This is a genomic window from Cobetia sp. 1CM21F (genome assembly GCF_023161745.1).
GTDB classification, from domain to species: Bacteria; Pseudomonadota; Gammaproteobacteria; order Pseudomonadales; family Halomonadaceae; genus Cobetia; species Cobetia amphilecti.
The window spans coordinates 1,252,289-1,277,148 of the sequence record NZ_JALNTQ010000001.1 but is presented as its reverse complement, the minus strand read 5'-3'; the positions used below and the strand labels follow the sequence as shown (position 1 = coordinate 1,277,148).

The 24,860-nt window shown below is 60.9% G+C and carries 16 protein-coding genes; 6 read left to right on the top strand and 10 right to left on the bottom strand.

Features of this window, described 5'->3' with window-relative positions; genetic code table 11:
- Positions 1 to 35 precede the first annotated feature (35 nt).
- Positions 36 to 503, bottom strand: coding sequence for a transcriptional repressor (locus MSG32_RS05150; RefSeq protein WP_248378260.1), 468 nt, complete (start codon positions 501 to 503; stop codon positions 36 to 38).
- A gap of 283 nt (positions 504 to 786) precedes the next feature.
- Here MSG32_RS05150 and MSG32_RS05145 point away from each other — a divergent pair, with 283 nt between their 5' ends.
- The gene (locus tag MSG32_RS05145; RefSeq protein ID WP_248378258.1) at positions 787 to 1,500 is read left to right on the top strand and encodes a DUF1826 domain-containing protein; all 714 of its coding nucleotides are present in this window, start codon (positions 787 to 789) and stop codon (positions 1,498 to 1,500) included.
- A gap of 124 nt (positions 1,501 to 1,624) precedes the next feature.
- On the opposite strand, the gene MSG32_RS05140 is transcribed toward MSG32_RS05145, so the two are convergent.
- From MSG32_RS05140 to MSG32_RS05130, 3 genes are all read right to left on the bottom strand, one after another.
- Positions 1,625 to 2,641, bottom strand: coding sequence for an alpha-L-glutamate ligase-like protein (locus MSG32_RS05140; RefSeq protein WP_043334235.1), 1,017 nt, complete (start codon positions 2,639 to 2,641; stop codon positions 1,625 to 1,627).
- A gap of 1 nt (position 2,642) precedes the next feature.
- Positions 2,643 to 4,205, bottom strand: coding sequence for an inactive transglutaminase family protein (locus MSG32_RS05135; protein WP_248378256.1), 1,563 nt, complete (start codon positions 4,203 to 4,205; stop codon positions 2,643 to 2,645).
- 102 nt (positions 4,206 to 4,307) lie between these two features.
- On the bottom strand, positions 4,308 to 5,138 hold the full coding sequence (locus tag MSG32_RS05130; protein ID WP_054556656.1) for an ATP-dependent zinc protease: 831 nt from the start codon (positions 5,136 to 5,138) through the stop codon (positions 4,308 to 4,310).
- Positions 5,139 to 6,437: 1,299 nt separating this feature from the next.
- On the opposite strand from MSG32_RS05130, the gene MSG32_RS05125 reads away from it, so the two are divergent.
- Positions 6,438 to 6,953: a DUF3833 domain-containing protein gene (locus MSG32_RS05125; protein WP_248378254.1), complete on the top strand. Its 516-nt coding sequence runs from the start codon at positions 6,438 to 6,440 to the stop codon at positions 6,951 to 6,953.
- 111 nt (positions 6,954 to 7,064) lie between these two features.
- On the opposite strand, the gene MSG32_RS05120 is transcribed toward MSG32_RS05125, so the two are convergent.
- From MSG32_RS05120 to nfuA, 6 genes are all read right to left on the bottom strand, one after another.
- A complete protein-coding gene (locus tag MSG32_RS05120) occupies positions 7,065 to 8,960 on the bottom strand; it encodes a sensor domain-containing phosphodiesterase (protein ID WP_248378252.1) in 1,896 nt (631 codons plus the stop codon).
- A 278-nt stretch (positions 8,961 to 9,238) separates the two neighbouring features.
- Positions 9,239 to 9,631, bottom strand: a complete 393-nt coding sequence (locus tag MSG32_RS05115; RefSeq protein ID WP_043334232.1) for an ectoine synthase — start codon at positions 9,629 to 9,631, stop codon at positions 9,239 to 9,241.
- A 159-nt stretch (positions 9,632 to 9,790) separates the two neighbouring features.
- The gene (ectB, locus tag MSG32_RS05110) at positions 9,791 to 11,056 is read right to left on the bottom strand and encodes a diaminobutyrate--2-oxoglutarate transaminase (RefSeq protein ID WP_043334231.1); all 1,266 of its coding nucleotides are present in this window, start codon (positions 11,054 to 11,056) and stop codon (positions 9,791 to 9,793) included.
- A 282-nt stretch (positions 11,057 to 11,338) separates the two neighbouring features.
- Positions 11,339 to 11,902, bottom strand: a complete 564-nt coding sequence (gene ectA, locus MSG32_RS05105; RefSeq protein ID WP_248378250.1) for a diaminobutyrate acetyltransferase — start codon at positions 11,900 to 11,902, stop codon at positions 11,339 to 11,341.
- Between the two features lie 392 nt (positions 11,903 to 12,294).
- Entirely contained in the window at positions 12,295 to 14,094 is a 1,800-nt protein-coding gene (locus MSG32_RS05100; protein WP_248378248.1) for a sensor domain-containing diguanylate cyclase, read from the bottom strand.
- Between the two features lie 324 nt (positions 14,095 to 14,418).
- On the bottom strand, positions 14,419 to 15,009 hold the full coding sequence (gene nfuA, locus MSG32_RS05095; RefSeq protein ID WP_054556652.1) for a Fe-S biogenesis protein NfuA: 591 nt from the start codon (positions 15,007 to 15,009) through the stop codon (positions 14,419 to 14,421).
- Between the two features lie 407 nt (positions 15,010 to 15,416).
- Here nfuA and metH point away from each other — a divergent pair, with 407 nt between their 5' ends.
- From metH to MSG32_RS05075, 4 genes are all read left to right on the top strand, one after another.
- Positions 15,417 to 19,142, top strand: coding sequence for a methionine synthase (metH, locus tag MSG32_RS05090; protein WP_248378240.1), 3,726 nt, complete (start codon positions 15,417 to 15,419; stop codon positions 19,140 to 19,142).
- A gap of 333 nt (positions 19,143 to 19,475) precedes the next feature.
- The gene (locus MSG32_RS05085) at positions 19,476 to 20,804 is read left to right on the top strand and encodes an MATE family efflux transporter (protein ID WP_248378231.1); all 1,329 of its coding nucleotides are present in this window, start codon (positions 19,476 to 19,478) and stop codon (positions 20,802 to 20,804) included.
- Positions 20,805 to 21,001: 197 nt separating this feature from the next.
- Positions 21,002 to 22,354 carry an ABC transporter substrate-binding protein gene (locus MSG32_RS05080; RefSeq protein ID WP_248378229.1) on the top strand — a complete coding sequence of 451 codons (1,353 nt, stop codon included), beginning with the start codon at positions 21,002 to 21,004 and terminating at the stop codon, positions 22,352 to 22,354.
- A 55-nt stretch (positions 22,355 to 22,409) separates the two neighbouring features.
- Positions 22,410 to 24,854, top strand: coding sequence for a bifunctional diguanylate cyclase/phosphodiesterase (locus tag MSG32_RS05075; RefSeq protein ID WP_248378227.1), 2,445 nt, complete (start codon positions 22,410 to 22,412; stop codon positions 24,852 to 24,854).
- The last annotated feature ends 6 nt before the right edge of the window (positions 24,855 to 24,860 follow it).

Genomic DNA, 24,860 nt, shown 5'->3' with positions numbered 1-24,860 from the left:
TGTTATATCGTATCAAAAGCGCTCGCAAGCGCCGTTCACTGAGCGTTTTCTGCCATGGCAGCTGCTTGAGAGGTGCAATCCTGGCAACGCCCCTCGAGTTCGATGGTCTGGCGTTCGATCGAGAAACCATAGCGATCGGCGCTGGCGACTAGCCGAGTACCGAGATCGTCATCATGCATTTCCTCGACACGACCGCAGCCGCGGCAGATCAACAGCTGAAAGCCGTGCTGATGTTCCGGGCAGTGGCAGGCAAGGTAGGCATTGAGTGATTCGATGCGATGGACGAGGCCCTGTTCGAGCAGGAAGTCCAGTGCACGATAGATCGTGGGAGGGCGGGCAGCGCCATGTTCCTTGGCGAGCTGATCCAGCAGGTCATACGCCTTGAGTGCGCCATGACTGGTCGCGATCATTTCCAGTACACGTCGCCGAATCGGCGTAAATCGCACACCGCGCGCCAGACATTGACGTTCGGCCTGGTCGATCAGCGAAAGTGGCTCTGGCATGAAGAATCCTGAGTGTCGTGAATCCCGGATGTCAAAAGGCGTCAAGCGCGATGAGGGCAAGTGCGTCAGCGCGCAGCCTGAATGACCAGATGCTTATTCTAGGGCAAATGGGCCATGACGGGCCACCGGCAAAGGCATCGGGGCTGCGTGAGTCACTCAAAGGCAACGCACGGCGCAGGGGCCGACATGAAAGCATGGACAAGCCATCAATATGATATAACATAACAATTATCGCTTTCTGGTCGCGGGATAGACCCGCGACCATCCCTGACAGGAGGATTTCATGGCCCAGTTCGAGGCGCTGCACCCACCCCTTCACACACGGCCCGAGACACGCCTGGCAGCCAGTTCGTCACCTTCGACCCTCGCGTCGGCGCCAAGGCCCGCGGCCCATTGGCATATCGGTCACGAGGCACATGACCTGGGGGCGATCTTCGATCCCGACATCAGTCTGGCCGTGATGCAACGCCGCATCGATGCGGCATTGAAGTTGGCGGTCAAGGCTCAATCTTCGGGTGCCTACCCGCTGCGCATGCGCTGGCGCGGCCCGATCAGTGATCTGCGTGAGGCGCTGGAGCGCTACCTTCCGGCACCGGATGCCGGGGCTGCGCTGATAGAGGACATCTGCGTGCTGGGTGAGGCCATGGGCGAACTCTTCGAGGTCAAGGATATCGGCATGCGACTGGAGATGACCCAGAGCGCCATGTGCCCGCGCTTTCATGTCGATCGCATCCCAGTCAGATTGGTGACGACCTACGATGGCCCGGGCACCCAGTGGTTGCCGGAACATGCCGCCGACAGACTGGCGCTGGGCCACGGCCAACCCGGCCATCAGGACATCTGCCTGGCCCCCGGCGAGATACATGAGCTGCGTCCGGGCAGCCTGGCGTTGCTCAAGGGCGAGTGCTGGCCGGGCAACGAAGGGCGAGGGCTGATCCATCGCTCACCGGTGGTGCCCAATGGCAGTCGCCTGATGTTGAGCATGGACCCCGGCTGAGCCGAGGCTTCGCTTGCGACTTACCAAACAGAAACACCCCGCCAAGGCGGGGTGTTTCTGTCTTTCCAGACGCTGGAGCGGTCGATCAACCAAGGCATCGGTCAGCAAACATTCGGGACCGACATCAGTCCGCGATGGGCGCCATGCCGACATTGGCGACATCTTCCTTGCTGCGCGAGAAGTGCTTGCGCGCAAAGGCGACACGCTCGGCGACCGGCACGCCGTCGGGCTGACGCTCGATCAGCTCGAGCCGCTTGCGCAAGCCCTCGCCATTGGCCATCTGGATGGCGAGCCCAGGTCGGGCGTTGAGCTCCAGAAGCATCGGGCCATGGCGACGATCCAGCACCATGTCGGTGCCCAGATACCCAAGCCCGGTCATCTCGTAACAGCCGGCAGCCAGCTCGAGCAGGGTGTCCCACTGCGGCACCTTGAGCGAGAAGATATCGTGCCCGGTATCAGGGTGCGCGAACTGCGGGCGATCGTACTGCACGCCGCGCACCGCCCAGCCACTGCCGATATCCAACCCGACACCGACCGCGCCCTGGTGCAGGTTGGCCTTGCCATCCGAGGCCGCCGTCGACAGGCGCATCATCGCCATCACGGGATAGCCCTTGAAGACGATGACGCGAATGTCCGGCACACCCTCATAGGTGAACTCGGCGAAGGCCTGATCGAAGGAGATCAAGCCTTCGACCAGCGCCACGTCCGGAGAGCCGCCCAGCGAATAGAGCCCTGACAGGATGTTGGAGACGTGGCGCTCCATGTCGGCACGCGTGATGCGCGCGCCGCTGGGCTTCACATACTCTTCGCCATCATGGTGCTCGATGACGAGGATCCCCTTGCCGCCTGAGCCCTTGGCCGGCTTGATCACGAAGCCCGCGTGATCGCGCACCATGTCGACGACACGTTCGACCTCGAACTGGCTGGCGACCTTGCCGATCATCTCCGGCGAGGCCAGGCCATACTTCTGACATAGCAGCTTGGTCTGCAGCTTGTCATCGACCAGCGGATAGAGGCGGCGGTCGTTGTATTTCGAGATATACCCGATGTTGCGGCGATTCATGCCGACAACCCCCCGGGCGCGCAAGGCGCCCGGCGTGGTCCAGTTGCGCGACCAGCGATTCAGCCATGACGAGAGCATCTCAATCCTCCGTCAGCGGCTTGAAGCGGCGCAATTCCAGCAGACGATAGCCGGTGTAGTTGCCGAGCAGCAGGATGAAGGCCATCAGCACCAGTTGCAGACCGAGGAAGTTGAAGGTCAGGTGACGCACCCACGGGTTGTTCATCGCCAGATAGGCCAGCACAGCGGTCAGAAGGCTGCCACCACCTTGCTTGAGCACTTCCTTGGGACCTTCCTCTTCCCACAGGATCGACATGCGCTCGACGGTCCACGACAGGATGATCATCGGGAAGAAGGTGATGGTCAGGCCGGCGTTCAGGCCGAAGCGATAGGCGAGTACCGAGAAGATGGAGATGATCGCGATCACCGTGATGATCACCACCGAGACCCTCGCCACCAACAGCAGATTGAGCCGCGACAGGTAACTGCGGATCACCAGGCCCGTCGCGACGATCAGTAGGAAGCCGATCAAGCCGGTCACCAGACTTGTCTGGATGAAGGCGAGGGCGATCAATACCGGCATGAAGGTACCGGAGGTCTTGAGACCGACCAGTACACGCAGCAGCACCACGACCAGCGCGCCGATAGGGATCAGCAGGATGGTCTTGAACAGCGCCTGCTCTTCCAGCGGCAGGGAGTGGATCGAGAAGTTGAGCAGCTCGTCATTGGCCAGCTTGTTGCGTACCGCGACGGCCGCCGGCTCGTTGTGACGGATCATCGAGAAGCTGACACGGGAATTCACGCCGCCTTCGACTTCCAGCATCGGCGCGCCACGACCTTCCCACAGCAGCAGGTTGTCCGGCTCACCTTGCTTGCCGGTTTCCGGGTTGATCAGCACCCAGTCGGTATTGATGTCTTCAGCGTCGGCGGCCTCGACATCCACCGCCTCATTGCCTCGCGGCGTTTCGGCGAAGACCTGCAACCAGGACGAGACCGTCTGGCGACGACGACCGTCTTCCAGGCTCAGGCCGCTGACCAGACGCGCACTGACACCGGCCTCATTGAGCAGGCGCAGCATGAGCTCGGGACGCTCGAACTGGGTCAGCAGCAGGCGCGCATTCTCGCCCTGACGCTGATTGTCGAACTGCTTGATCAACTCACGTGCGAAGGTGAACGAATCGGCACTGCGCTCACGGGCCTGATCGATGACCTGGGCCGCGGCGGTATCGTAGGGACGCTCCCAGGAGACTTCCTGAGGGGCCGGCAGGCGCTTGATGGCCGCAGGCGTCGCGTTGTCGGACTCCAGCATGGTCACGGTGTAATACAGCAGCTGCGAGCCTGCCGCTTCACGGATCGACCATTCGGCACGACGGCCCGGCAGGTCATCCAGATAGGACAGCCCGAAGCCCGAGGACGCCGTGTTCTCGGTCAGGACGCTGTAGCCTTTCTGGTTTTCCGGCAGCGCCAGCGACGCCTTGACCGGACCGCCAGTGGCCGTGAAGGCCACCTGGGCTTCGATATCCCACACTTTCTGCTGTGCACCGGGCACCCAGGGCACATCAAACGAAATATGGCGATAGGCGGTCAGGCCCACACCGATCAGCATCAACAGGCCGACCAGAAGATAGAAAGCAAAACGCGACATGGGAGTCCTTGAAATGTCTGGAGCAGTCATGATGGCTCGGTGGAGCACCGAGCCATGTCAGGCAGCGAAGCCGGGCAGAGGAGACAGGAGGGCGCTTGCCACTCAGTCGCGGTTGCCTTCGTTCGGGTCCTCGTCCTTGGCCGCTTCGTTACTGGGTGCACTGCCCGGGTACTCCGGACGTGCATTGATGAAGGTACGGCTGACGTCCACCGCAGCGATGTCCATCATGAAGCGGCGGCCCAGCAATACCGGATAGGTGAGATCACGACGATCATTGAGGGTGAACTCGACCTTCTGCTTGATGTCACCCAGCGTCATCAGCAGGCTGACGACGGGACGCTCTTCGCGGCCGGAGGCCTGGATGATGGTCACCGTGCGGCTGACCTGGGCTTCGACCCACTTGTCACGATCGCCTGACACGAAATACTTGCCGTCATCCCGCAGCGCGAGCTTGAACTTGACCCACTTGGCGCCGTCGCGCTCGAATTCGGTGATATCACGCGCCGACAGCGACGAGGTATTGGCACCGGTATCGATGCGTGCCTTGAAGTAGCTGCTGATGGTCGGGAAGCCGACCCACTCGACGCGCCCAAGCAGGGTCTTGTCGAGGATGGGGTTGTCGGTCACGGCCTTGCAGGCTTCCACGGCCTGCGGCTGTGCGGGCTGTTCCATCTCGGCATGGATCTGACGCAGCTGACTGCCGACTTCTCGCACGTCACGACGCAGAGAGCGGCTCAGCGCCTGCTGGTCGGCAAGTTGCTGCTGTTGGACGTTGCATTGGCCTGCCAGCTGTTCCTGCAGGGCATCGATGCGCTGTGAAAAGGCATCTGGCGTCAATACCGGTTTCTGCGGTTGCGGTTGTGCCGGGACGCAGCCGGCCATGACGACGACACTGGTCAAGGTAACAGGCAATAGCAGCTTGCGGATCAGCATAGGGGAGAAGGTTCCTGTTCAGCCTTGCTGCCGCTCTACATCCTGTGTGAACGGCAGACATAATTCTTGTCCATCGTCAGTCAGTCAGCACACTGATCCGACGATGCCTGGGTATTCCCTTGTATAGCTTGGGCGTTCTAGCACCGAAGCGTTACTGGGGGCGATCATACGTAGCCCGAATGGTGACTGTCCATGTTTCAGCACCTGACGCCGAGCCATTTCCTGCGATTCACCAACGTAGCGATCACTTTCTGTCGCCAGTCGAGGACAGGCCACACGAGCTCCCGCCAGGCGTGGGTCAGGGCCGCTGTCAGCCGGCTGGAGATATAACGCCAGCTTGGCTTGCGTCGCCTTCAGGTGACGAAAACCTTGATGGAATCCAGCCTCCAGACAGGGGCAATCTTCGCGGCAGTTTGCACAGCCAGACCTCACTGTTTGCGCATTGTTCAGGATGCCACTGCATCATCAGCGCGGGATCACAGCATGGCAGTGACACGATCTCGGATGCGAGCCCGCCGGCACAGCGAGTCAGACTGTCGCCAAACTGATCAAATGCAGGCCACTCAGCAAAAGATAGGCGGGAACGTCGACTGACTCCATCGGCTGACTTTATCGACTGACTTTAATGACAAGCAGAACCTGAGGTTCACAAGCAGCTATGCAGAAGCTGACATTCGCGCGGAGGAGGTCAGGTGCCTAGGCGCCTGAAGATCGACGCTCAAGCATTGACGTACACAGCCCGGATGAACAAGGCACCGACGTATACGGCTTGAGCTCGCTCACGAACTAGCGTATTTAACATAATATATATTATACGAATCATAGGGTATGCGGGTTACATCAGTGATCCTGGGCGCCCGTAGAGTCAGTTGCCTTGATCCATCAGGTCAGGTCCATCAAGTCGAGCCGTCGGGCCAAGTCCAGCGAGTTGAACCTGTCGGCTTGCATCAGCGACGGCAATGATCACGATCCACTTGAACTCCCATCAGACACTCCGAGCCAATTTGCCAGATTCCAAGTGCCAAACAGCCCGTTGCCCAAGAGCGCGAACAAACTTATCCTTGATAGCATTCATGCACAAGTGTTGTAGAATAATTCGGGCCACATGTGACCCACACCGCTCATCTTGTCACTCAACCTTGCCGCGCGCCGTGATGACTCACGGGTCGGCGCGAACCGGAGTCAGCGATGCCCTCCTTCCCGTCCTGCCTGTCAGCAACCTCTGGATTCGCTCACAGCGGCATTCGACGCCTTCAGCGTATCAGCGGCCGCGCAGCCGTGATGATCATGGCAGCGGGCTTGTCAGCCTGTAGCGGACCACAGATAGAGGATTACGCGGGCAGCGGCCCTGAGCTTCGCATCGACGACTACTTCCTGGGTCACACACGTGGCTGGGGCATGGTGCAGGATTACCGTGGCGAGGTGACGCGGCGGTTCGTGGTCGATGTCATCGGCAGCATGCAAGGCAACCAGCTGATTCTGGAGGAAGACTTCGTCTATGCCGATGGCGAGACGCAACACCGCCGCTGGACCTTTACCCCGGCGGGTGATCGCCAATGGATTGGTCGAGCGGCGGATGTGACGGGCGAAGCGACAGCGACGACCCGCGGTAACGCCTTGCGCATGAACTACGTGCTTCAGGTACCGATCGACGACAGTACCTGGGAGTTCAGCATGGATGACTGGATGTATCTGCAGCCGGATGGTCGCATCCTGAACCGGACCTCGATGCGCAAACTGGGCCTGGAAGCCGCCAGTATCACCCTGGCATTTCAGCGCTGTCCCTGTGACTCACCGGCAACCGAGCCGAAATGACAGCTCGTGCGCGGCAATGACATGAGCCCCTGAAGGCTTCAAGCCTTGCCTGATAGCTTCACCCCTTGATAGCGCCAGCCTTGTCGGTTCCAGCACCTGACAGCCCAACCCTCATGAGGCGGCGGAGTCACCCGCATGCTGCTCGAGCGATGTCTCCACCTTGGACAGCCACTTGCCGTAATCCTCTTCTGGCGCCATGGGCTCTCCGAAGGCGTATCCCTGCAACTGGTCAAAGCCCAGATCAATCATGGTCTGGCGCTGGCGTGAGTGTTCGATACCCACTGCCACGGCGGAGATCTCCAACACATGCAAGGCTGCCGTCCAGGCTTTCAGCAGGCGCGCCTGACGTGGATCCGTCTGCAACAGACTGATCCAGCGCGGATGCAGTTTCACGCTGGTGATGGGCAGCATGCTCAACAGGCGCAGGCTGTCATGCTCAGGGCCGAAACGGTCGACACAGAAGCTGATGCCGTCATTGGCCAGCGATTTCATCGCCAGCACCAATGGCTCAGGCGTCGCGGAAAAGCTCTCGACACCGCTGACATCAAGGCGCAGGCAATCCCCCTTGAGCCGGTAAAGGCGCAGGACACGACGCAGGGCATCCATGTATTCGGTTTCGATCAAGCGCGACGCCGTGATGTTCAGCGATAGCGGCAACAGGCTGTCGTTGCCCTTCCTGGTCGCCAGCCAATGGCTGAGCAAGGCGCAGCTTCTGCGCAGCACCCAGATATCGAGCTCCTCATCCAGCCCCGCGTGTCTGGCGATGCGCAACATCTGATGGGGTGTGATCCAGCGGTTCGTGTCCTGCCAGCGCAGCAGCACTTCCTGGCCGCTGAGGCCTTGGCTGCCCGCAGTGACGATGGGCTGCAGGTGGATGCACAGCTCATTGTCGCGCAGCGCCTGGGCAAAGCGGTTGTTCATCTCGAGGCGCAGATTGAGGTTGTCCGTGAGATCCGCGAACTGGACGCCCTTCTCTTTTGGCGCCCATTCACTGGCACAGGCAAGCTCCTCTTCCACCACCTCGACCAGTTCCGCCGCTGACATGCTGTCGCTTACGAAGGTGCCCGCCCCGATCAACAGATCAGGCCGGCTGTTGGCGGAGAGATGCAGCAGCCAGGGTTGCTCCACGAAGCGATGCCAGCGCATGCCGTGCAATGCCTGGTCACGCGGCAACAGGACCATCAGGGTGTCGTGACTGACGCGTCCCTTGAGCAGACCCTCGTCATCGAAGTTTTCATTGAGCTGGTGGGACAGGGATTGCAGCACGCCCTCGTAGAAGTCGACGCCCTGCTGCTTGCGCAGCCTTTCGGCGTTCTGCAGCTTGACCAGGATGACCTGCAGCTCCCCCTGACTGGCGCGCTCCTGCAGCCAGGCCGTCATTCGCTGCAGGTAGCGGCGACGCAGACTGTAGCCGGTGATCGGGTCGATATTGGCTTGCAGGGTGGCGCGTGCGCGCTCTGCCAGCAGCGCATCACGCTGGATGAGCTCGTTCTCGACCAGCAGTGCACAGCGCTCCAGCCGCTCCAGCTGTGCCGTATCCAGTTGGCGGGGCTTGTGGTCGATCAGACACAGAGTCCCAAGCGGCAGGCCGCTGCTGTCACGCAGAACAGCACCCGCGTAGAAGCAGACATGCGGTGGCCCCGTCACCAGGGCGTTATCAAAGAAGCGCTCATCCTGGCGCGCATCATTGATGACCAGAAAGCGCTCTTCATGCAGCGCGTGGGCGCAGAAGGCGAGATCCCTGCCCGTCTGTCGTGCATCCAGCCCGCAATGGGCCTTGAACCACTGGCGGTCTTCATCCACCAGCGATACGAGGCAGATGGGCACATCAAAGATATCAGCGACCAGGCGCGTCAGATCGTCATAGCGCTTTTCATGGTCACTATCCAATACATGCAGAGAATGCAGACTATTGAGACGCTCTTCTTCACGCGGATGAGGCGCCGCCGGCCTGAAGCCGGGCCGGCCACCCGGCGCGAGGGTCGTCTTTGGGGTGGAATCTGCCATGGCCTACTGCCTCGTTGGAATTTCCAGGAGATATAACCGCATGTTCGTACTTGAGCATACTCGTCTCGACTGTTGACAGGCAGAGCCGGCAAGCTGCGCACCACTAACGATAATTGAGCGTGGAAACCCCTGCACGTTCTGCTGCGCGGCAACCTCACGGAGCGGTTTCTCACCACCACGACGCAGAAAGCCCCGCAGCAAGGCTACGGGGCTTTCTGGATGACGCTTGTCCCTTTGAGGTCAGACGCTTCGCGCCTCACTCACGTCGAGACAGGGTATCAGGCTTCGGCAGGTGCATAGGAGCCATCTTCACGATGGACTTCCTTGCCGGTCAGGCCCGGGGTGAACACACAGGCCAGGTGCATGGTCTTGGTGGCACGCAGCAGGTGATCATCGTGCTCGTTGAGGATATAGATGTCGCCCGGCTTGATCGGCCAGATCTTGCCATCGGCCAGGGTTTCGACTTCACCCTCACCTTCCATGCAATACACCACTTCATAGTGATGCTTGTAATGGATGTGGGTCTCGGTGCCTTCAAAGATGCGGGTGATGTGGAACGAACACTTGCCACCATCTTCATCGAGCAGCAGGCGCGTGCTATCCCAGTTGCCATTCTCGGCCTTGACCAGACGATCGGTGCTGCGGGCTTCTTCGAGATTGCGAACGATCATGTGTTTTCCTCACTAGGCTGCCTGACATCGACAGCTGACAGATGGCGATTACCGTAACGAAGGGATGACCTGGATGGGCAATCGGTGGGGATGGCAAGCCAAGAGCTCACCAACGACCCGCGGGGCGCCGATGACCGGGCGCCCCGCGGGTAGACAGCGTTACTTGGACAGCACTGCGGCAGCGTTTTCCTCGATGATATCGAGGGCTTCCAGCAGGTCTTCGTCGCGGATGGTCAGCGGGCACAGGCACTTGACGACCTGACCGGAGTGACCACTGGTCTCGATGATCAAGCCCTGTTCGAAGCAGCGTGAGGTGATGGCATCGGCCAGCTCACCGTCACGGACATCGATACCACGCATCAGGCCACGGCCCTTCTCGTGCGCTTCGAAGCCGTTCTCGCGGGCCTTGGCGGCAATCTTCTGGAAGCGGTCTTCGACGATACGGCCCTTGCGCTGGATATCGCGCTCGAACTTGTCATCGCTCCAGAAGTGGCGCAGCGCGGCGGCGCCGGTCACGAAGGCCAGGGCGTGGCCACGGAAGGTGCCGTTGTACTGGCTCGGCTTCCACTGGTCCAGCTCGGGACGCATCATCACCATCGCGAACGGCACACCGGAGGCAGACAGCGACTTCGAGTTGCAGACGATGTCCGGCACGATGTTGGCGTGCTCGAAGCTGAAGAACTTGCCGGTACGGCCACAACCCGCCTGGATATCATCGACGATCAGCAGGATCTTGTGCTCCTTGCACAAGGCATCCAGACGCTGGAGCCATTCGATGGAGGCCGGGTTGATGCCGCCCTCGCCCTGCACGGTCTCGACCAGCACCGCTGCCGGGCGATCCAGACCGCTGGAGGAATCCTTGAGCAGCTTGTCGAGGTAGGCAACGGTGTCGATGCCCTCACCCATGTAGCCATCGTAGGGCACGAATTGCGCACCCTGCGCCGGCAGACCCGCCGCATCACGGAACTTGGCGTTACCGGTGGTGGCCAGCGCACCCATGGTCACACCATGGAAGCCGTTGGTGAACGACACGATGTTGTGGCGGCCGGAAACCTTGCGCGCCAGACGAATGGCAGCTTCGACCGCGTTGGTGCCGGTCGGCCCCGGGAAGTGGACCTTGTAGTCCAGACCTCGCGGCTTGAGGATCACTTCCTCCAGCGCTTCGAGGAAATCGCGCTTGGCGGAAGTCCACATATCCAGGCCGTGGATGATGCCATCATTGCTGATGTAATCGACCAGTGCCTTCTTGAGTACCGGATGGTTATGCCCGTAGTTGAGCACACCGGCACCGGCGAGGAAATCGATGTAGCGCTTGCCGTCCTCGGTGAACAGGTGGGCATTCTGCGCCTTGGTGAAAACGGTCGGGAAAGAACGCGAATAAGTGCGTACCTCGGATTCCATCTGTTCGAGAATCTGCGTATTCATGCTGTCACCTCCCTGGTGATGGATGGCCGACTACTGAAATGGCCATACCAGAATGTAAAGACGATCCAACGAATGACACTGACCCTACCTCACTCACACATGGGGTCAGCAGGAGATGTCACAACCTTCCTGTCGTGAACATCTGCCGGACGGGACGTGATTCTTCTCGACGACCGACACAAGAATCATGACGGCGTCCCGTCCGGGACTTCTTGCGGCTTGCTACCCGCCCTTGCTGCGCATGGGCCCTGACTGCACAAGAGCCTTGAGCGCGTCGAGCACTCAGATCTCGCTCGGCAAAAACGGGCCGATGCGCACCAGGTTTTCGGCAAGGTGCTCGCCACCCAGCTGGTCTGAAGAGAAGTACTCACGCGAGTGCAGCGGCACCTGCCAGCGCTCGGCGAGGCGAGTGAACAATGCCCAGGACGCCTCGTTGTCCGGCGTGATGGTGGTCTCGAGATGACGCACGTGCGCCATTTCGGGACGCTTCATCACGGCTTCGATCAAGCGACGTGCCAGGCCAGTACCACGCGCCTTCTCACCGACGGCGATCTGCCACAGGAAGAAGGTCTGCGGGGCGTCGTTGCGGGTGTAACCGGAAACGAAGCCGACGACCTCACCTTCCTCATCTGTCGCGATGGCGCAGCTGTCACGGAACTGCGTGGCCAGCAAAACGTACGAATACCCTGAATTGAGGTCCAGCGGCGGGCAGGCCTTGACCAGCTCATAGATGCCCCAACCATCATCGGTAGTCGGCTGACGGATGAACAACGGCGCGCTGGCGCGGTTGATCACGGCATCGTGGGTGTGGTGGGCCAGGCCCTGAATCGTGGAAGTCATTGTCATGGTTTTCATAAAATATTTCGCAGTTGGCGAATTCGCTATAAACCATAACAAACCGTTATGGATGTCGCAAACCATAAATTATTCTCGCGAAGCGTATGGATAACGTAGAATTATCCCAAGCCCCGTATCGGTGAGCGTGCAAGCTCGGGCCAGTACAAGTACCAGTAACCAGTACCAGTACCGGGCAACTCTCGCCCTTGCCCACCGCCGCTGATGATTTGTCCCCACCAGACGCAAGACGGCGCCCCGAGGGGCGCCGTCTGTTTGGCTGCTCATGCGACATCTGGCCTTGCTTGCGTTGCCGCTGCCTTTCCATTGCCGCAAAGGCGGCTTCTGCTCTAGTGCTTGAGCCCCAGGGCTTGAACTCTAGTGCTTGAACCCCAGGGCATCCGTCACTGCTGTTTCTGCCCCTCACGCTTCTTGCTGGCGGTCGCGACAATCTGGCCCAGCTCATCATGGCGGCTGAACTGCACCGCGCAATTGCGTCCCTCGTGCTTGGCGGCGTAGAGCGCCATGTCCGCATTGTGTGATAGCTGTTCACGGTCGCTGCCATGCTGAGGGGCGATGGCAATCCCGATGCTGCAGCCCACTTCCAGCTTGTGCTCTTCATACAGGAATGGCTTGCCCAGACTGTCGATGATGCGCTGGGCCAGCTGGGCCAGCTCCCCATGGCGACCCAGATTCGCCTGGATGTCGGCATTGTGAACCAGCACCACGAACTCATCGCCTCCCAGACGCGCGACGAAATCGCCCTTGCGCACCACCTGGTTGAGTCGCTCCGCGATCACCTTGAGCGCCACATCCCCGGCGGCATGGCCATGGGTGTCATTGATGGGCTTGAACTTGTCGATGTCCAGCATCAGGCACGCCAGCTGCCCGCCGTCGTCACTGACGCTTTCGAGCCAATGCTCGACCCGCTCATAGAAATGCTGTCGATTGGGCAGCCCCGTCAGAGAGTCATGCATCGCCAGTTGCGTGATGCGCTTCTTGTAGTTGTTGCTCTCGATGATGTTGTACTTGAACTTCTGCAGCGCTCGCGCCATCTGACCCACTTCATTGGTGTGCTGGGTGCTGTCGATCACCACGCTGACATCGTCATTGGCCAGGGTATTCATGGTCTGGGTCAGACGACGGATCGGTACCAGCACATAACGCCCGAACAGCCACATCGAGATGCCGATCAGCACCACGATCATCGCCAGTGCCAGGCCATTGACCACCGGGGCCACCGTGGCCAGCAGCTTGAGCGTTTTGCCGACCGCGGCAGAGGTGGCCGCGATCCGCATGCGGCTTTCATGATCCAGCACCGCCAGTGCGTCAAGCGCCGGGGCATCATTGACCTTGACCAGCTGATCGATCTCACGCGGTGAAAGGTCTGCCTGCTCGTCATGCAGCTGGTTGACCTTGTTCAAGCGGTCACCGTAGGACTGGATGACATCGGCGATATCGCGGATGGCACGTTGCTCGGCGGTGTTCATGCCCAGCGCACGATAAGCCGCCAGGGTGGCGCGCAGCGATTCGATGTCCTGCGCCGCCTGCTGACCGTAGATGGCGTCACTGCGCAGCACGTAATTCTTGAAGTGGTGGATCATCTCGCCATAGCCGAGGTCACGGCGCAGGTTGGCCACCAGGCGAGCCTTGCCCATGCCGTTCTCGAGCGGATTGTCATTGTCACGCAGCTCCGCGATGGAGATACGCCGCAGGGTATCCAGCCCCGAGACGGCCTGGAAATCATCGATCTGAACCAGCTTGTCGATATCGGCACTCGAGCGCCCCTGCTCGATCATCGTGCGTATTTTGGGCACCATCAGCTCATAGCGGCTGATGGTGGCACGCAGGCCCGCCACCGCATTTTCCTCCCCCTGGGTCAGGCCAAGATTCTGGTAACGGCTCAGAGCGCTGCGAGCGGCACCGATCTCGTTCTGCACCTCGCCGATCAGCTCGAGGTCCTGACGCAGCACGAGATTCTTGAAGTCATGCACCATGCCGCCATAGCCCAGAGCCTTGGTCAGCTGACCTTCCAGGCGCGGCTTGTCGGAGCGTGCCTGCTGATATTCCTGCCAGTCGCGCTGCAGGTCGGACACGTTGCGGGTAATGAATGCCAACACGACCAGCAACACCAGTCCCGCCAAGGCGGAAAGCGCACAGATGATGATGTTGATGGTGCGAAAGCGCAGGTTGGCCAGACTCATGAAGGCTATCTCTTGACGATGGGAGGAAACGTTCGACGGAAAAACGCGTCACGCCGGCCAGCCGATGGGCGCTGCCAGCATGAAAAAGATACTGCCACGATACCAGATAAATCTAATACTTTACGCAGCGACTTCCCCCGAACCTCCCTTCATACGCCGAATGCCCTGGCCTGGATGTCCCAGGCTCGCGTCAGGTCGCCTCAGCCCCTGACAGGCTGACGTCGCGCCCATAAAAAAATCTCCCACCGAAAATCGATGGGAGATTGCGTTTCTGGCCTGTGCTTGGCTTCGACCCTGACCTCGGGCCCGAAGCCAGACCCGACATCAGCTGTAGTAGGCGTTGGTCGTGTCGGTGTGGTCGGTGACGTCACGCACACCGGTCAGCTCCGGGATACGCTCCATCAGCGTCTTCTCGACACCATCCTTCAGCGTCAGATCGACGGCGGAGCAGCCCTGGCAACCGCCACCGAACTGCAGCACGGCGACCTGCTCTTCGGTCAGCTGCACCAGCTTGATCTCGCCACCGTGAGCCGCCAGACCCGGGTTGATCTCGCTGTAGAGCAGATAGTTGATGCGGTCTTCCAGCGGGCTGTCGGCGTTGACCTTGGGCATCTTGGCGTTCGGCGCCTTGATGGTCAGCTGGCCGCCCATGCGATCGGCATTGAAGTCGACGGTCGCTTCTTCCAGGAACGGCACGCTGTGCGTGTCGAGATAGACCTTCAGCTTCGGCAGATCCAGGATCTCATCCGTCGGCTCTTCTTCGCCGGGGCGGCAGTAGGCGAGACAGGTCTCGGCATACGGCGTGCCCGGCTGGGTGATGAAGATGCGCACGCCAATGCCTTCGACGTTCTGCTTCTCGAGCAGCTCGGCAAGATACTCCTGGGCGCTATCGGTAATCTGGATGCTCTCACTCATGGCGCAGAGACTCTCTTGATGTCAGGTGACTAATGGCTCCATGTTAAGGAAAACCTGCTGCACTCGCAATCCTGAGCAAATCACTCGGGTTTGGTGTCCTGCGCGCAGCCACTCCCTTGCGGGCACTCCTGGCTGACTCATGTTGCGCATGAATCATGCTCATCGTGACGATTCTGCAGTCTGATACGATATCCCAAACTGGCCAGGCGGGGATTTCGTGAGCAGATCCCTCGCCAGCGCCTCTCAATAGCAATGAGTTCGCGCCTGTGGCGTGTGACTTTCTCGGCTAGGTGCTGGGCTCAGAAGGTACCGGCTCAGAAGGTACTGGCTTGGCAAAGTACTGGCCTGACAGAGAACGCTACACGCTCGGGAGACAACGCGACAGGTCACGCACGCTGGAGTCCGTCATGGCGCAAGCCCTATCCCCTGTACCCTATTCTCTGCCCCTGCCCGACGCGCTGAGCCAGGCGCTGCAGGAACGTATCCTGATCCTCGATGGCGGCATGGGCACCATGTTGCAGAGCTACGGGCTGGAGGAGGAAGACTTCCGTGGCGAGCGCTTCGCCGACTGGCCCAGCGACATCAAGGGCAACAACGACCTGCTGGCGCTGACCCGGCCGGACATCGTCGAGGCGATCCACCGCGCCTACTTCGAGGCCGGCGCCGACATCGTCGAGACCAACACCTTCAACGCCACTCAGCTGTCGCAGTCCGATTACGGCATGCAGGCGCTGGTCCACGAGATCAATCTCGAATCGGCACGCCTGGCGCGCAAGACGGCGGACGCCGTGGCCGCCGAGACCGGCATCCCGCGCTTCGTCGCCGGGGTGCTTGGCCCGACCAGCCGCACCTGCTCCATCTCGCCGGACGTGAATGACCCCGCCAAGCGCAACGTCACCTTCGATATCCTGCGCGACAACTACCGCGAGGCCGCATTGGCGCTCTTCGAGGGTGGCGCGGACCTGATCCTGATCGAGACCATCTTCGACACCCTGAATGCCAAGGCGGCGATCTACGCCCTCGAGGAGCTGTTCGACGAAGGCCATCCGCGCCTGCCGGTGATGATTTCCGGCACCATCACCGATGCCTCGGGGCGTACGCTGTCCGGCCAGACCACCGAAGCCTTCTGGAACTCGGTGCGTCACGCGCGCCCGCTGAGCATCGGCCTCAACTGCGCGCTGGGCGCCGAGGAGCTGCGCCCCTATCTGCGTGAGCTGTCCGAGAAGGCCGATACCTTCGTCTCCGCGCACCCCAACGCCGGCCTGCCCAACGAATTCGGCGAGTACGACCAGACCCCGGACGAGATGGCCGAGATCATCGGCTCCTTCGCCGCCGCGGGCCTGCTCAACATCATCGGCGGTTGCTGTGGCTCCACCCCAGAGCATATCCAGGCGGTCAAGCGTGTGGTGGCCCAGTACCCGCCGCGCAAGGTGCCAAAGATCGCGCCGGCCTGCCGCCTGTCAGGGCTTGAGCCCTTCAACATCCAGCCGGACTCGCTGTTCGTCAATGTCGGTGAGCGTACCAACGTCACCGGCTCCGCGCGCTTTCGTCGCCTGATCAAGGAGGAGGACTACACCACCGCGCTGGAAGTGGCCCTCGAGCAGGTCGAGAACGGCGCGCAGGTCATCGACGTCAACATGGATGAGGGCATGCTGGAGTCACAGGAGGCCATGGTGCGCTTCCTGAATCTGATCGCCTCGGAGCCGGACATCTCGCGCGTGCCGATCATGGTCGATTCCTCGAAGTGGGACATCATCGAGGCGGGGCTCAAGTGCATCCAGGGCAAGGCGGTGGTCAACTCCATCTCGCTCAAGGAAGGCGAGGAAAGCTTCCGTCAGCAGGCGCAGATCTGTCGCCGTCACGGCGCCGCCGTGGTGGTCATGGCCTTCGATGATGTCGGCCAGGCCGATACCTATCAGCGCAAGATCGAGATCTGCGAGCGCGCCTACCGGATGCTGGTCGATGACATCGGCTTCCCGGCCGAGGACATCATCTTCGACCCCAACATCTTCGCCATCGCCACCGGCATCGAGGAGCACGACAACTACGGGGTTGATTTCATCGAGGCCACGCGCTGGATTCATGACAACCTGCCCCACGCGATGATTTCCGGTGGCGTCTCCAACGTGTCCTTCTCGTTCCGTGGCAACAATCCGGTCCGCGAAGCGATCCACTCGGTATTCCTCTATCACGCCATCCAGGCGGGCCTGAGCATGGGTATCGTCAACGCCGGCCAGCTGGCGCTCTACGATGACCTGCCCGGGGAGCTGCGCGACGCCGTCGAGGACGTGGTACTCAACCGCCGCGATGACAGCACCGAGCGTCTGCTCGACATCGCCGACAAGTACAAGGGCGATGGCAGCAGCGGTGAGAAGAAGGAAGACCTCGAATGGCGCAGCTGGTCAGTCAACAAGCGCATCGAGCACGCGCTGGTCAAGGGCATCACCGTCCATGTCGAGGAAGATACCGAAGAGGCGCGCCTGCAGGCAGCCCGCCCCATCGAGGTCATCGAAGGGCCGTTGATGGACGGCATGAATGTGGTCGGTGACCTGTTCGGCGCGGGCAAGATGTTCCTGCCCCAGGTGGTGAAGTCGGCGCGCGTCATGAAGCAGGCGGTCGCCCATCTGATCCCCTTCATCGAGGCCGAGAAGAGCGGCGAGACCCAGGCCAAGGGCAAGATCGTCATGGCCACCGTCAAGGGCGATGTCCACGACATCGGCAAGAACATCGTCGGCGTGGTGCTTCAGTGCAACAACTATGAGGTGATCGACCTGGGCGTGATGGTGCCGGCGGAGAAGATCCTGCAGACCGCCATCGACGAGAAGGCCGACATCATCGGGCTTTCGGGGCTGATCACGCCGTCGCTGGACGAGATGGTCAATGTCGCCAGGGAGATGCAGCGCCGTGGGTTCGAGTTGCCGCTGCTGATCGGTGGCGCGACCACATCCAAGGCACATACCGCAGTCAAGATCGAACCGCAGTATGATCAGCCGGTCATCTATGTCACCGACGCCTCGCGCGCGGTGGGCGTGGCCTCGCGCCTGCTGTCGCCGGAACTCAAGGCAGCCTATGTCGATCAGATTCGCACCGAGTACGCCGTGGTGCGCGAGCGCAATGCCAAGCGCCGCCCCAAGGCCGCGGATCTCGACTACCGCGAGGCGCGCAAGCGCCGTTTCCAGCCGGACTGGGAGCATTACACCCCGCCGGCCCCCAGCTTCACCGGCCTCAAGGTCTTCGATGACTACGATCTGAATGAACTGGTCGAGCGCATCGACTGGACGCCCTTCTTCATGAGCTGGCAGCTGGCGGGCAAGTACCCGAAGATTCTGCAGGATGAGACGGTCGGGGAAGCGGCGCGTTCGCTTTTTGCCGATGCCAGGGTGATGCTGCGCAAGCTGATCGATGACAAGGTGCTGTTGGCGCGTGGCGTGATCGGCTTCTGGCCGGCCAACTGTGTCGACGACGACACCCTGGAAGTCTACGCCGATGAATCACGCACCCAGGTGGTCGAGCGCCTGCATCATATCCGTCAGCAGATGACCAAGAACCGTGATGGCGTCTGTCACAGTCTTGCCGACTTCATCGCCCCGCGTGACAGCGGCAAGCCGGACTGGATCGGTGGCTTCGCCGTGACCACCGGGCATGGCGCGGATGAACTGGCCAGGGAGTACGAGGCGGCGGGCGATGATTACAACGCCATCATGGTCAAGGCGCTGGCGGACCGTCTCGCCGAAGCCTTTGCCGAGCGCCTCCACGAGCGCGTGCGCAAGGAGTTCTGGGGCTACGATAGCCAGGAAGTGCTCGACAACGAGGCGTTGATCGCCGAGAAGTATCGCGGCATTCGCCCGGCGCCCGGCTATCCGGCCTGTCCGGATCACACCGAGAAGGCCACGCTGTTCCGCATGCTCGAACCGGAGACGCATGCCGGCATGGTGTTGACCGAGAGCTTCGCCATGTGGCCGGCGGCCGCCGTCTCTGGCTGGTACTTCGCGCACCCGGAGTCGAAGTACTTCTCCACCGGCAAGATCACCCGCGATCAGGTGCAGTCCCTGGCGAGCCGCAAGGCAATGGAGCTTTCCGAGATGGAACGCTGGCTGTCACCGGTGCTGAGCTACGATCCCGACGCCGATTGATCTCCTCCATCAGCCGCCCCGCCGGTTGATGCAGCCAATGTCAACTCCACGCGCCTCACCTCTCAGGAGATGGGGCGCGCTGTCGTCTGAGAGGCGATGTCTTCAGTTTGCCGAGCGCGCTATCATGGCGCTCTTCCTTGTCTGCTGTCGTGAGTCGCCCGTGCTGCCGTTGTCACTGCTTTGTTTATCACTGTCCTGTCTGTCTCTGCTCGGTTTCTCGCTGTTCTGTTCATCGCAGCCCCGTTCCCTGATTTCCCGCTTGTCAGCCGCCTTCGAGGCTTTTGACCCCTCCTGCTCCTATCACCTTTCCGACTCCCCGCGTGGGAGCGTCTGATGCTGGGGGATCTTGCGCGCAACACACGAATTCTGAAGCTGGCGCTGCCGATCATCGGGGCGATGCTGTCGCAGAGTCTGCTCAACCTGATCGACGCGGCACTGGTCGGCAGCCTGGGCGAGACGGCGCTGGCGGGTGTGGGAATCGGTGGCTATGCCATGTTCATGGTCACGGCGCTGATCTTCGGGCTGTCCTCCGCCGTCCAGGCCCAGACCTCGCGACGCCTGGGCGAGGAAGCGCCGGAGCGTTGTGGCGAAGGCCTGAATGCCGGTCTGGTGCTGGCGTTGTCGATCGGCATTCCCGTCACTCTCGCCTGCCATCACTGGGCTGAGCCGCTGCTGTCGCTGATCAATGACCAGCCCGGCGTGCATGAAACCGCCGCCTCGTATTTCCAGTGGCGCGTGCTGGGGCTGATCCCGGTCGCCATGGCGTTCTGCTTCCGAGGCTTCTGGAATGGCCTGCAGCGCACCGGCATCTATTTGCGCATCATGTTGATCACCCAGGCGGTCAATGTCGTGCTCAGCATCATTCTGATCCACGGTCTGTTCGGCGCCCCGCAGATGGGTGCCGATGGCGCCGGGGCCGGTACGACACTATCCCTGCTGGTCGCATTGGCGCTGTGGATCAAGGCGACGCTGGGCGAGCGCAGTCTGCACGGTGTCCTGCATGCCTGGCCGCCGATGACGCATTACCTGACGCTGCTCAAGCTGGCGGTGCCCCACTCCTTTCAACAGCTATGGTTCGCGGCGGGCTACGCGATGCTGTTCTGGATACTCGGTCAGATCGATGCGGCCAGTGTCGCGGTCGGCCATGTGCTGGTGAATCTCTCCCTGCTGCTGATTTTGCCCGGGGTCGGACTTGGGCTTGCCGCCATGAGTCTGGTGGGTCAGGCGCTGGGCAGCGGCGAGCATGAAGAGGCCCATCGCTGGGGGTGGGACACCGTGCGCGTGGCACTGCCGTGTCTGCTGTTGCTGGGCTTGCCGCTGTGGGTCGCGCCCCAGAGCGTGCTCGGGCTGTTCCTGCATCGCCCGCCATTGATCGAGCTGGGCCTGCTGCCGCTGCAGATGACAGCCGCCATGATCGTGCTCGACTGCACCGCCATCGTGCTGGCCCAGGCACTGCTGGGCGCCGGCGCCCATCGCACCGTGATGCTTGCCACCTTGAGCCTGCAGTGGCTGATCTTTCTGCCCGCGGCCTGGTGGTGGGGCGTCCATCAGGAAGGTGGCCTTGTCGCCATCTGGGCGATCCAGCTCGCCTATCGCCTGCTCAACTCGCTCGTCTTCGGGTTTATCTGGCAACGCAGAGCGTGGCAAGCCTTGCGCCTTTGAAGGTGTTCTCTGGTGCAGCCAGCCAGCAGCCTCTGCGGCCACTCGCGCCTGTAGCCCATGGAAGACATCAAGTGATAATGATATATGTCGTTCAATCGTTGAAGCTTGGTAAATGGCAGTCTTGTTGAAGTCCATACCCAGCTTGCCCAGTCGCGTACCCTGATAGAAACAAAAGTCAATGCACTAGGGAGAACGCCATGTCCGCTGCCACCATCAGGACAGGACGAGCACAACTTGGCTTGCCAAGGCTGATCGTCCTGTGTGGTTGCCTTGCCCTCAGCGGGCTGGTCAATGCTTCATCCTCTTTATCAACCTCTTACTCTTCCTCCTCCGATCTCACGACTCGAGCCTCCGAAAACACTCAAGCCCCTGCCTACCCTTCAGGCCAATCGAGAGCGCGTGGTGCACAGGAGGCGATGCCAGGACGCCCGCTGACCGCCACCTTCGTGAACCCCGGACTGCGTGGCGAACGCTTCTGGGACATGGTGACCGACACCATGCAAGCAGCCGCCATGGACCTGAATATCTCACTGGAAGTCGTCTACGCCGAGCGCAATCCCTACCTGCTCAAGAAACTCGCGATTCAGGCTTTGGAAAGCCCTGCCGCTCCGGATTACCTCCTGCTGGTCAATGAAGAGCAGGCGGCATCCGAGTTGTTGACGATTGCGGATAGCCACGACACCCATGTCGTGATGCTGTTGAACGGACTGACCCGCGAAGAGGCGCTGACCCATGGCACCCCGGGGTCCCTCCACCCCTCCTGGATCGGCAGCGTCATCCCGGACAACCATACTGCGGGCAAACGCATGGCGACCCAGCTGATCAAGGTGGCGCGAGAAGGTTCGCCCACCGGCCAATTGCATGGGCTTGCCTTGATCGGTGACACCCGAACCCCTGCCTCGATTGCTCGCAATACCGGCATGGTGGCCGGCTTTTCCCAGGACCAGGATGTCCAGATAGACCGCATACTCGAGGCGCGCTGGAATACCCGGGATGCCGAACATCTTACTGCGCAATATCTCAAGTGGGTCAGCCGCTCAAGCGGTCAGAATGATCTGATCTGGGCGGCGAATGATGCCATGGCCGAGGGGGCCATTCTTGCGCTCGAGTCAGCGGGCCTCACGCCCGGCGTGGATGTGCTGGTGGCAGGGCTCAACTGGTCACCGGAGGGTATCAGCATGGTCAAGGACCAACGCATGCTGTTGACGGACGGCGGGCATTTCATGGCGGGAGCCTGGGCGATGGTGATGGCTAGAGATCATGCCGATATCGAGGGCTGGTCCCCCAGAACCGTCAACTTTCCGATGAGCGCGATCACGCATGACAATGTGGCGCGATACGGCCCGCTTCTGGAAAACCCTGACTGGGAAGCCGCAGATTTCGCCGCCTTCGGCTTGCAGGCATCGCGGGATGACTATGAGTTTGATCCGATGAGGGTATTGACGCAGATGCTTGGTCACCAGGCCCCGGCATCCGGATTGCCCCCTCAGGCTCCCGCCACCCAGAAGAAGACTGCACGTTCCAGCGCGCTCATGGACACCCCTCAATGAGGAGGCGCAAGGAGAGCTCGCAGGGCAACGTCCATCGCCACCGAGGGAGAACAGCGTGATCAATGATGGTCAGAAACTCGCCAAGGCCCCCGGTACGGCGCCCGAGAGTGATGGCGAGCATGCCTCACCGCTCAGGTGGCGAATACTGCGGATACTTGCACCGCTGGTATTCACCATCTGTGCCATCAGTGGAGCCGTGAGTTATTACCTGTATGCCAGCGAGGCCGTCGAGCACATGCATGATGACCATCAGGAAATGATGGATATCGTGGCGCTGTCGATGCCGGACGCCATATGGAACTTCGACGATGAGAGAATCCATGCCTACCTCGAGACTCTCAGTCACCACGCCAGTGTTCATGCCGTGCGCTACTTCAATCATGAGGGGGAGCTTGTCGAGGAGATTGCCAAGAGCGGCACAGCATTGGATCCCGTTACGCATTCGAAGCCACTTGTCTATCAGAACTCGCTGGTCAAGCAGGCCGTTGGCAGGCTTGAACTGGAGAGCACCAACGCCCCGTTGCTTGCCGCCCGTTACCAGGGTGGAGCTGTACTGTTCGGGATCGCCCTGACCATCATTCTGTCGATCCTGCTGATGCTTTCCTGGCAGTTGAAGCGCTATGTGATGATCCCCTTGAGCAAGGCCGTGAGGCGCATGCGGCAGCTGGAGGGCCAGCATGCCACCTTCCAACGTATTCCCCCCGTTCACTCGCGTGAGATCAACAAGGTCATCGTGGAGCTGAACAAGCTGGGAGAGCGAATCTTCAACATGATGGAAGCACTGCGTGACAACGAAGAGCGCTACCAACACTTCTATCGTGATACCCCCGCGTTGCTGCTGGTGATCGACGACAAGGGCACTGTGCAGGATGCCAGCGAGCAAATGCTGGAGGTGACCGGCTGGGCTCGTGAACATCTTGTCGGCATGCCCTTCCATGCTCTCATCAGCAGTCAGAATGGCAAGCACATCCATCGCATCAGCACGGCCTTGCGACTGGGCAATGCCTGCAACGATCTGGTGATGACATTGAACTGCCAACACCAGGAAGACCGTCAGGTTCAGGTGGTCATTCCCGCCGCCAATGGCAGCCAGGCCCGGGGCACGATGATGCTGCTGACGGACATCACCGAACTGACCAGGACCCAGCAACGGCTGTTGGAGCATGAGCTGATTGACCCCTTGACGCAGTTACCCAACCGGCTGTCGCTCAATCAGCATGTCCAGCAGTTGATCGCACGTGACGCTGCCTTTGGTTTGCTGCTGGTCAATATCGATCGATTCCACAGCATCAATCACCACCTGGGGCCGATGGACGGCGATCTTCTTTTGAAAGAGGTTGGCGCACGGCTCAAGGAGTGTGCCCCCGACTGGATCGCACGTACGGGTGGCGATGAATTCGTCATGACCTGTGATATCAATGACTTGCGCCCACTTGTCCACCGGATTCAAATCGCTTTCTCCCATCCGCTGCTCAAGGCTGGCGAACCCATCCATCTCAGCCTGAGCATGGCGGGCCTGCAGGCGCAGGCAGATGACGAGAGCCCCAGCCGCCTGATGCGTCTACTGGAACTTACCGTGGTGGACATCAAGCACAAGGGGGGAAATCAATATCGCACCTGTGTCCGCGATAGCGCGCTGGAAGACGGTGAGCCGTTGTTCCTGAAGGAGCGCATGATCCGCGAAGCCTTGACCATGGGCTGGTTCCGCCTTTATCTACAGCCCATCTTCCGGGCGGCCAGCGCGGACCTGGAGGCTCCGGAACTGCTCGGCGCGGAGGCACTGATCCGCCTTGAGCACCCTGATCTCGGCCTGGTGCCCCCCGATGAGTTCATTGCGGCGGCAGAAAAGACCGGACAGATCGTCGAGATCGGCAACTGGGTATTGGAAGAGGCTGCCATCATTCTGTGCGAATGGCGACGACTCGGGATCGAGGAGCGCTATCTGTCCGTCAATGCCTCCGTCATCCAGTTCAGGGATCAAGGTATTCTGCACCAGCTCGAGTCACTGCTCGAGCGCTACCCGATTCATCCCTCGCAGCTGGTGGTCGAGGTCACCGAGAACCTGATGCTCGACAGCAAAGACAGCCTGCGTTATCAACTGCAGGCAATACGCAGACTGGGCGTCAACCTCTCGCTGGATGATTTCGGGACAGGCTTCTCATGCCTCTCCTATCTGCATGATCTGCCTTTCGGCATCCTGAAGGTCGATCGCTCCTTCGTCATGAATGTCGAGACCAGTCGCCGGGACAGGGAGCTGGCACGGGTCATCGTCGCGATGGGCCAATCACTCGGCATGCAGGTCGTTGTCGAGGGGGTCGAGGAGCGGGGGCAAGCCGAAATCTTCCAGGCCATGGGCGTCCACGCCTTCCAGGGCTATCTCTTCGGTCGCCCGATGCCGCAGCAGGCCTTCGAGACTCGCTTTCACGCCAACGCGGATGCGCGTGTCAGTCTGTTGAAATCTGTCAGGAGCGCACCAGGCACAGGCAATGACACGGGCTGATGGCAT

Bases quoted from the DNA above. Each gene is read 5' to 3' on its own strand.
- MSG32_RS05080 (WP_248378229.1), top strand. From the start codon at position 21,002: ATGTCCGCTGCCACCATCAGGACAGGACGAGCACAACTTGGCTTGCCA.
- ectB (WP_043334231.1), bottom strand. From the start codon at position 11,056: ATGAATACGCAGATTCTCGAACAGATGGAATCCGAGGTACGCACTTAT.
- MSG32_RS05150 (WP_248378260.1), bottom strand. From the start codon at position 503: ATGCCAGAGCCACTTTCGCTGATCGACCAGGCCGAACGTCAATGTCTG.
- MSG32_RS05120 (WP_248378252.1), bottom strand. From the start codon at position 8,960: ATGGCAGATTCCACCCCAAAGACGACCCTCGCGCCGGGTGGCCGGCCC.
- nfuA (WP_054556652.1), bottom strand. From the start codon at position 15,009: ATGAGTGAGAGCATCCAGATTACCGATAGCGCCCAGGAGTATCTTGCC.
- MSG32_RS05130 (WP_054556656.1), bottom strand. From the start codon at position 5,138: ATGCTGATCCGCAAGCTGCTATTGCCTGTTACCTTGACCAGTGTCGTC.
- MSG32_RS05135 (WP_248378256.1), bottom strand. From the start codon at position 4,205: ATGTCGCGTTTTGCTTTCTATCTTCTGGTCGGCCTGTTGATGCTGATC.
- MSG32_RS05115 (WP_043334232.1), bottom strand. From the start codon at position 9,631: ATGATCGTTCGCAATCTCGAAGAAGCCCGCAGCACCGATCGTCTGGTC.
- MSG32_RS05145 (WP_248378258.1), top strand. From the start codon at position 787: ATGGCCCAGTTCGAGGCGCTGCACCCACCCCTTCACACACGGCCCGAG.
- ectA (WP_248378250.1), bottom strand. From the start codon at position 11,902: ATGACAATGACTTCCACGATTCAGGGCCTGGCCCACCACACCCACGAT.
- metH (WP_248378240.1), top strand. From the start codon at position 15,417: ATGGCGCAAGCCCTATCCCCTGTACCCTATTCTCTGCCCCTGCCCGAC.
- MSG32_RS05085 (WP_248378231.1), top strand. From the start codon at position 19,476: ATGCTGGGGGATCTTGCGCGCAACACACGAATTCTGAAGCTGGCGCTG.
- MSG32_RS05140 (WP_043334235.1), bottom strand. From the start codon at position 2,641: ATGCTCTCGTCATGGCTGAATCGCTGGTCGCGCAACTGGACCACGCCG.
- MSG32_RS05100 (WP_248378248.1), bottom strand. From the start codon at position 14,094: ATGAGTCTGGCCAACCTGCGCTTTCGCACCATCAACATCATCATCTGT.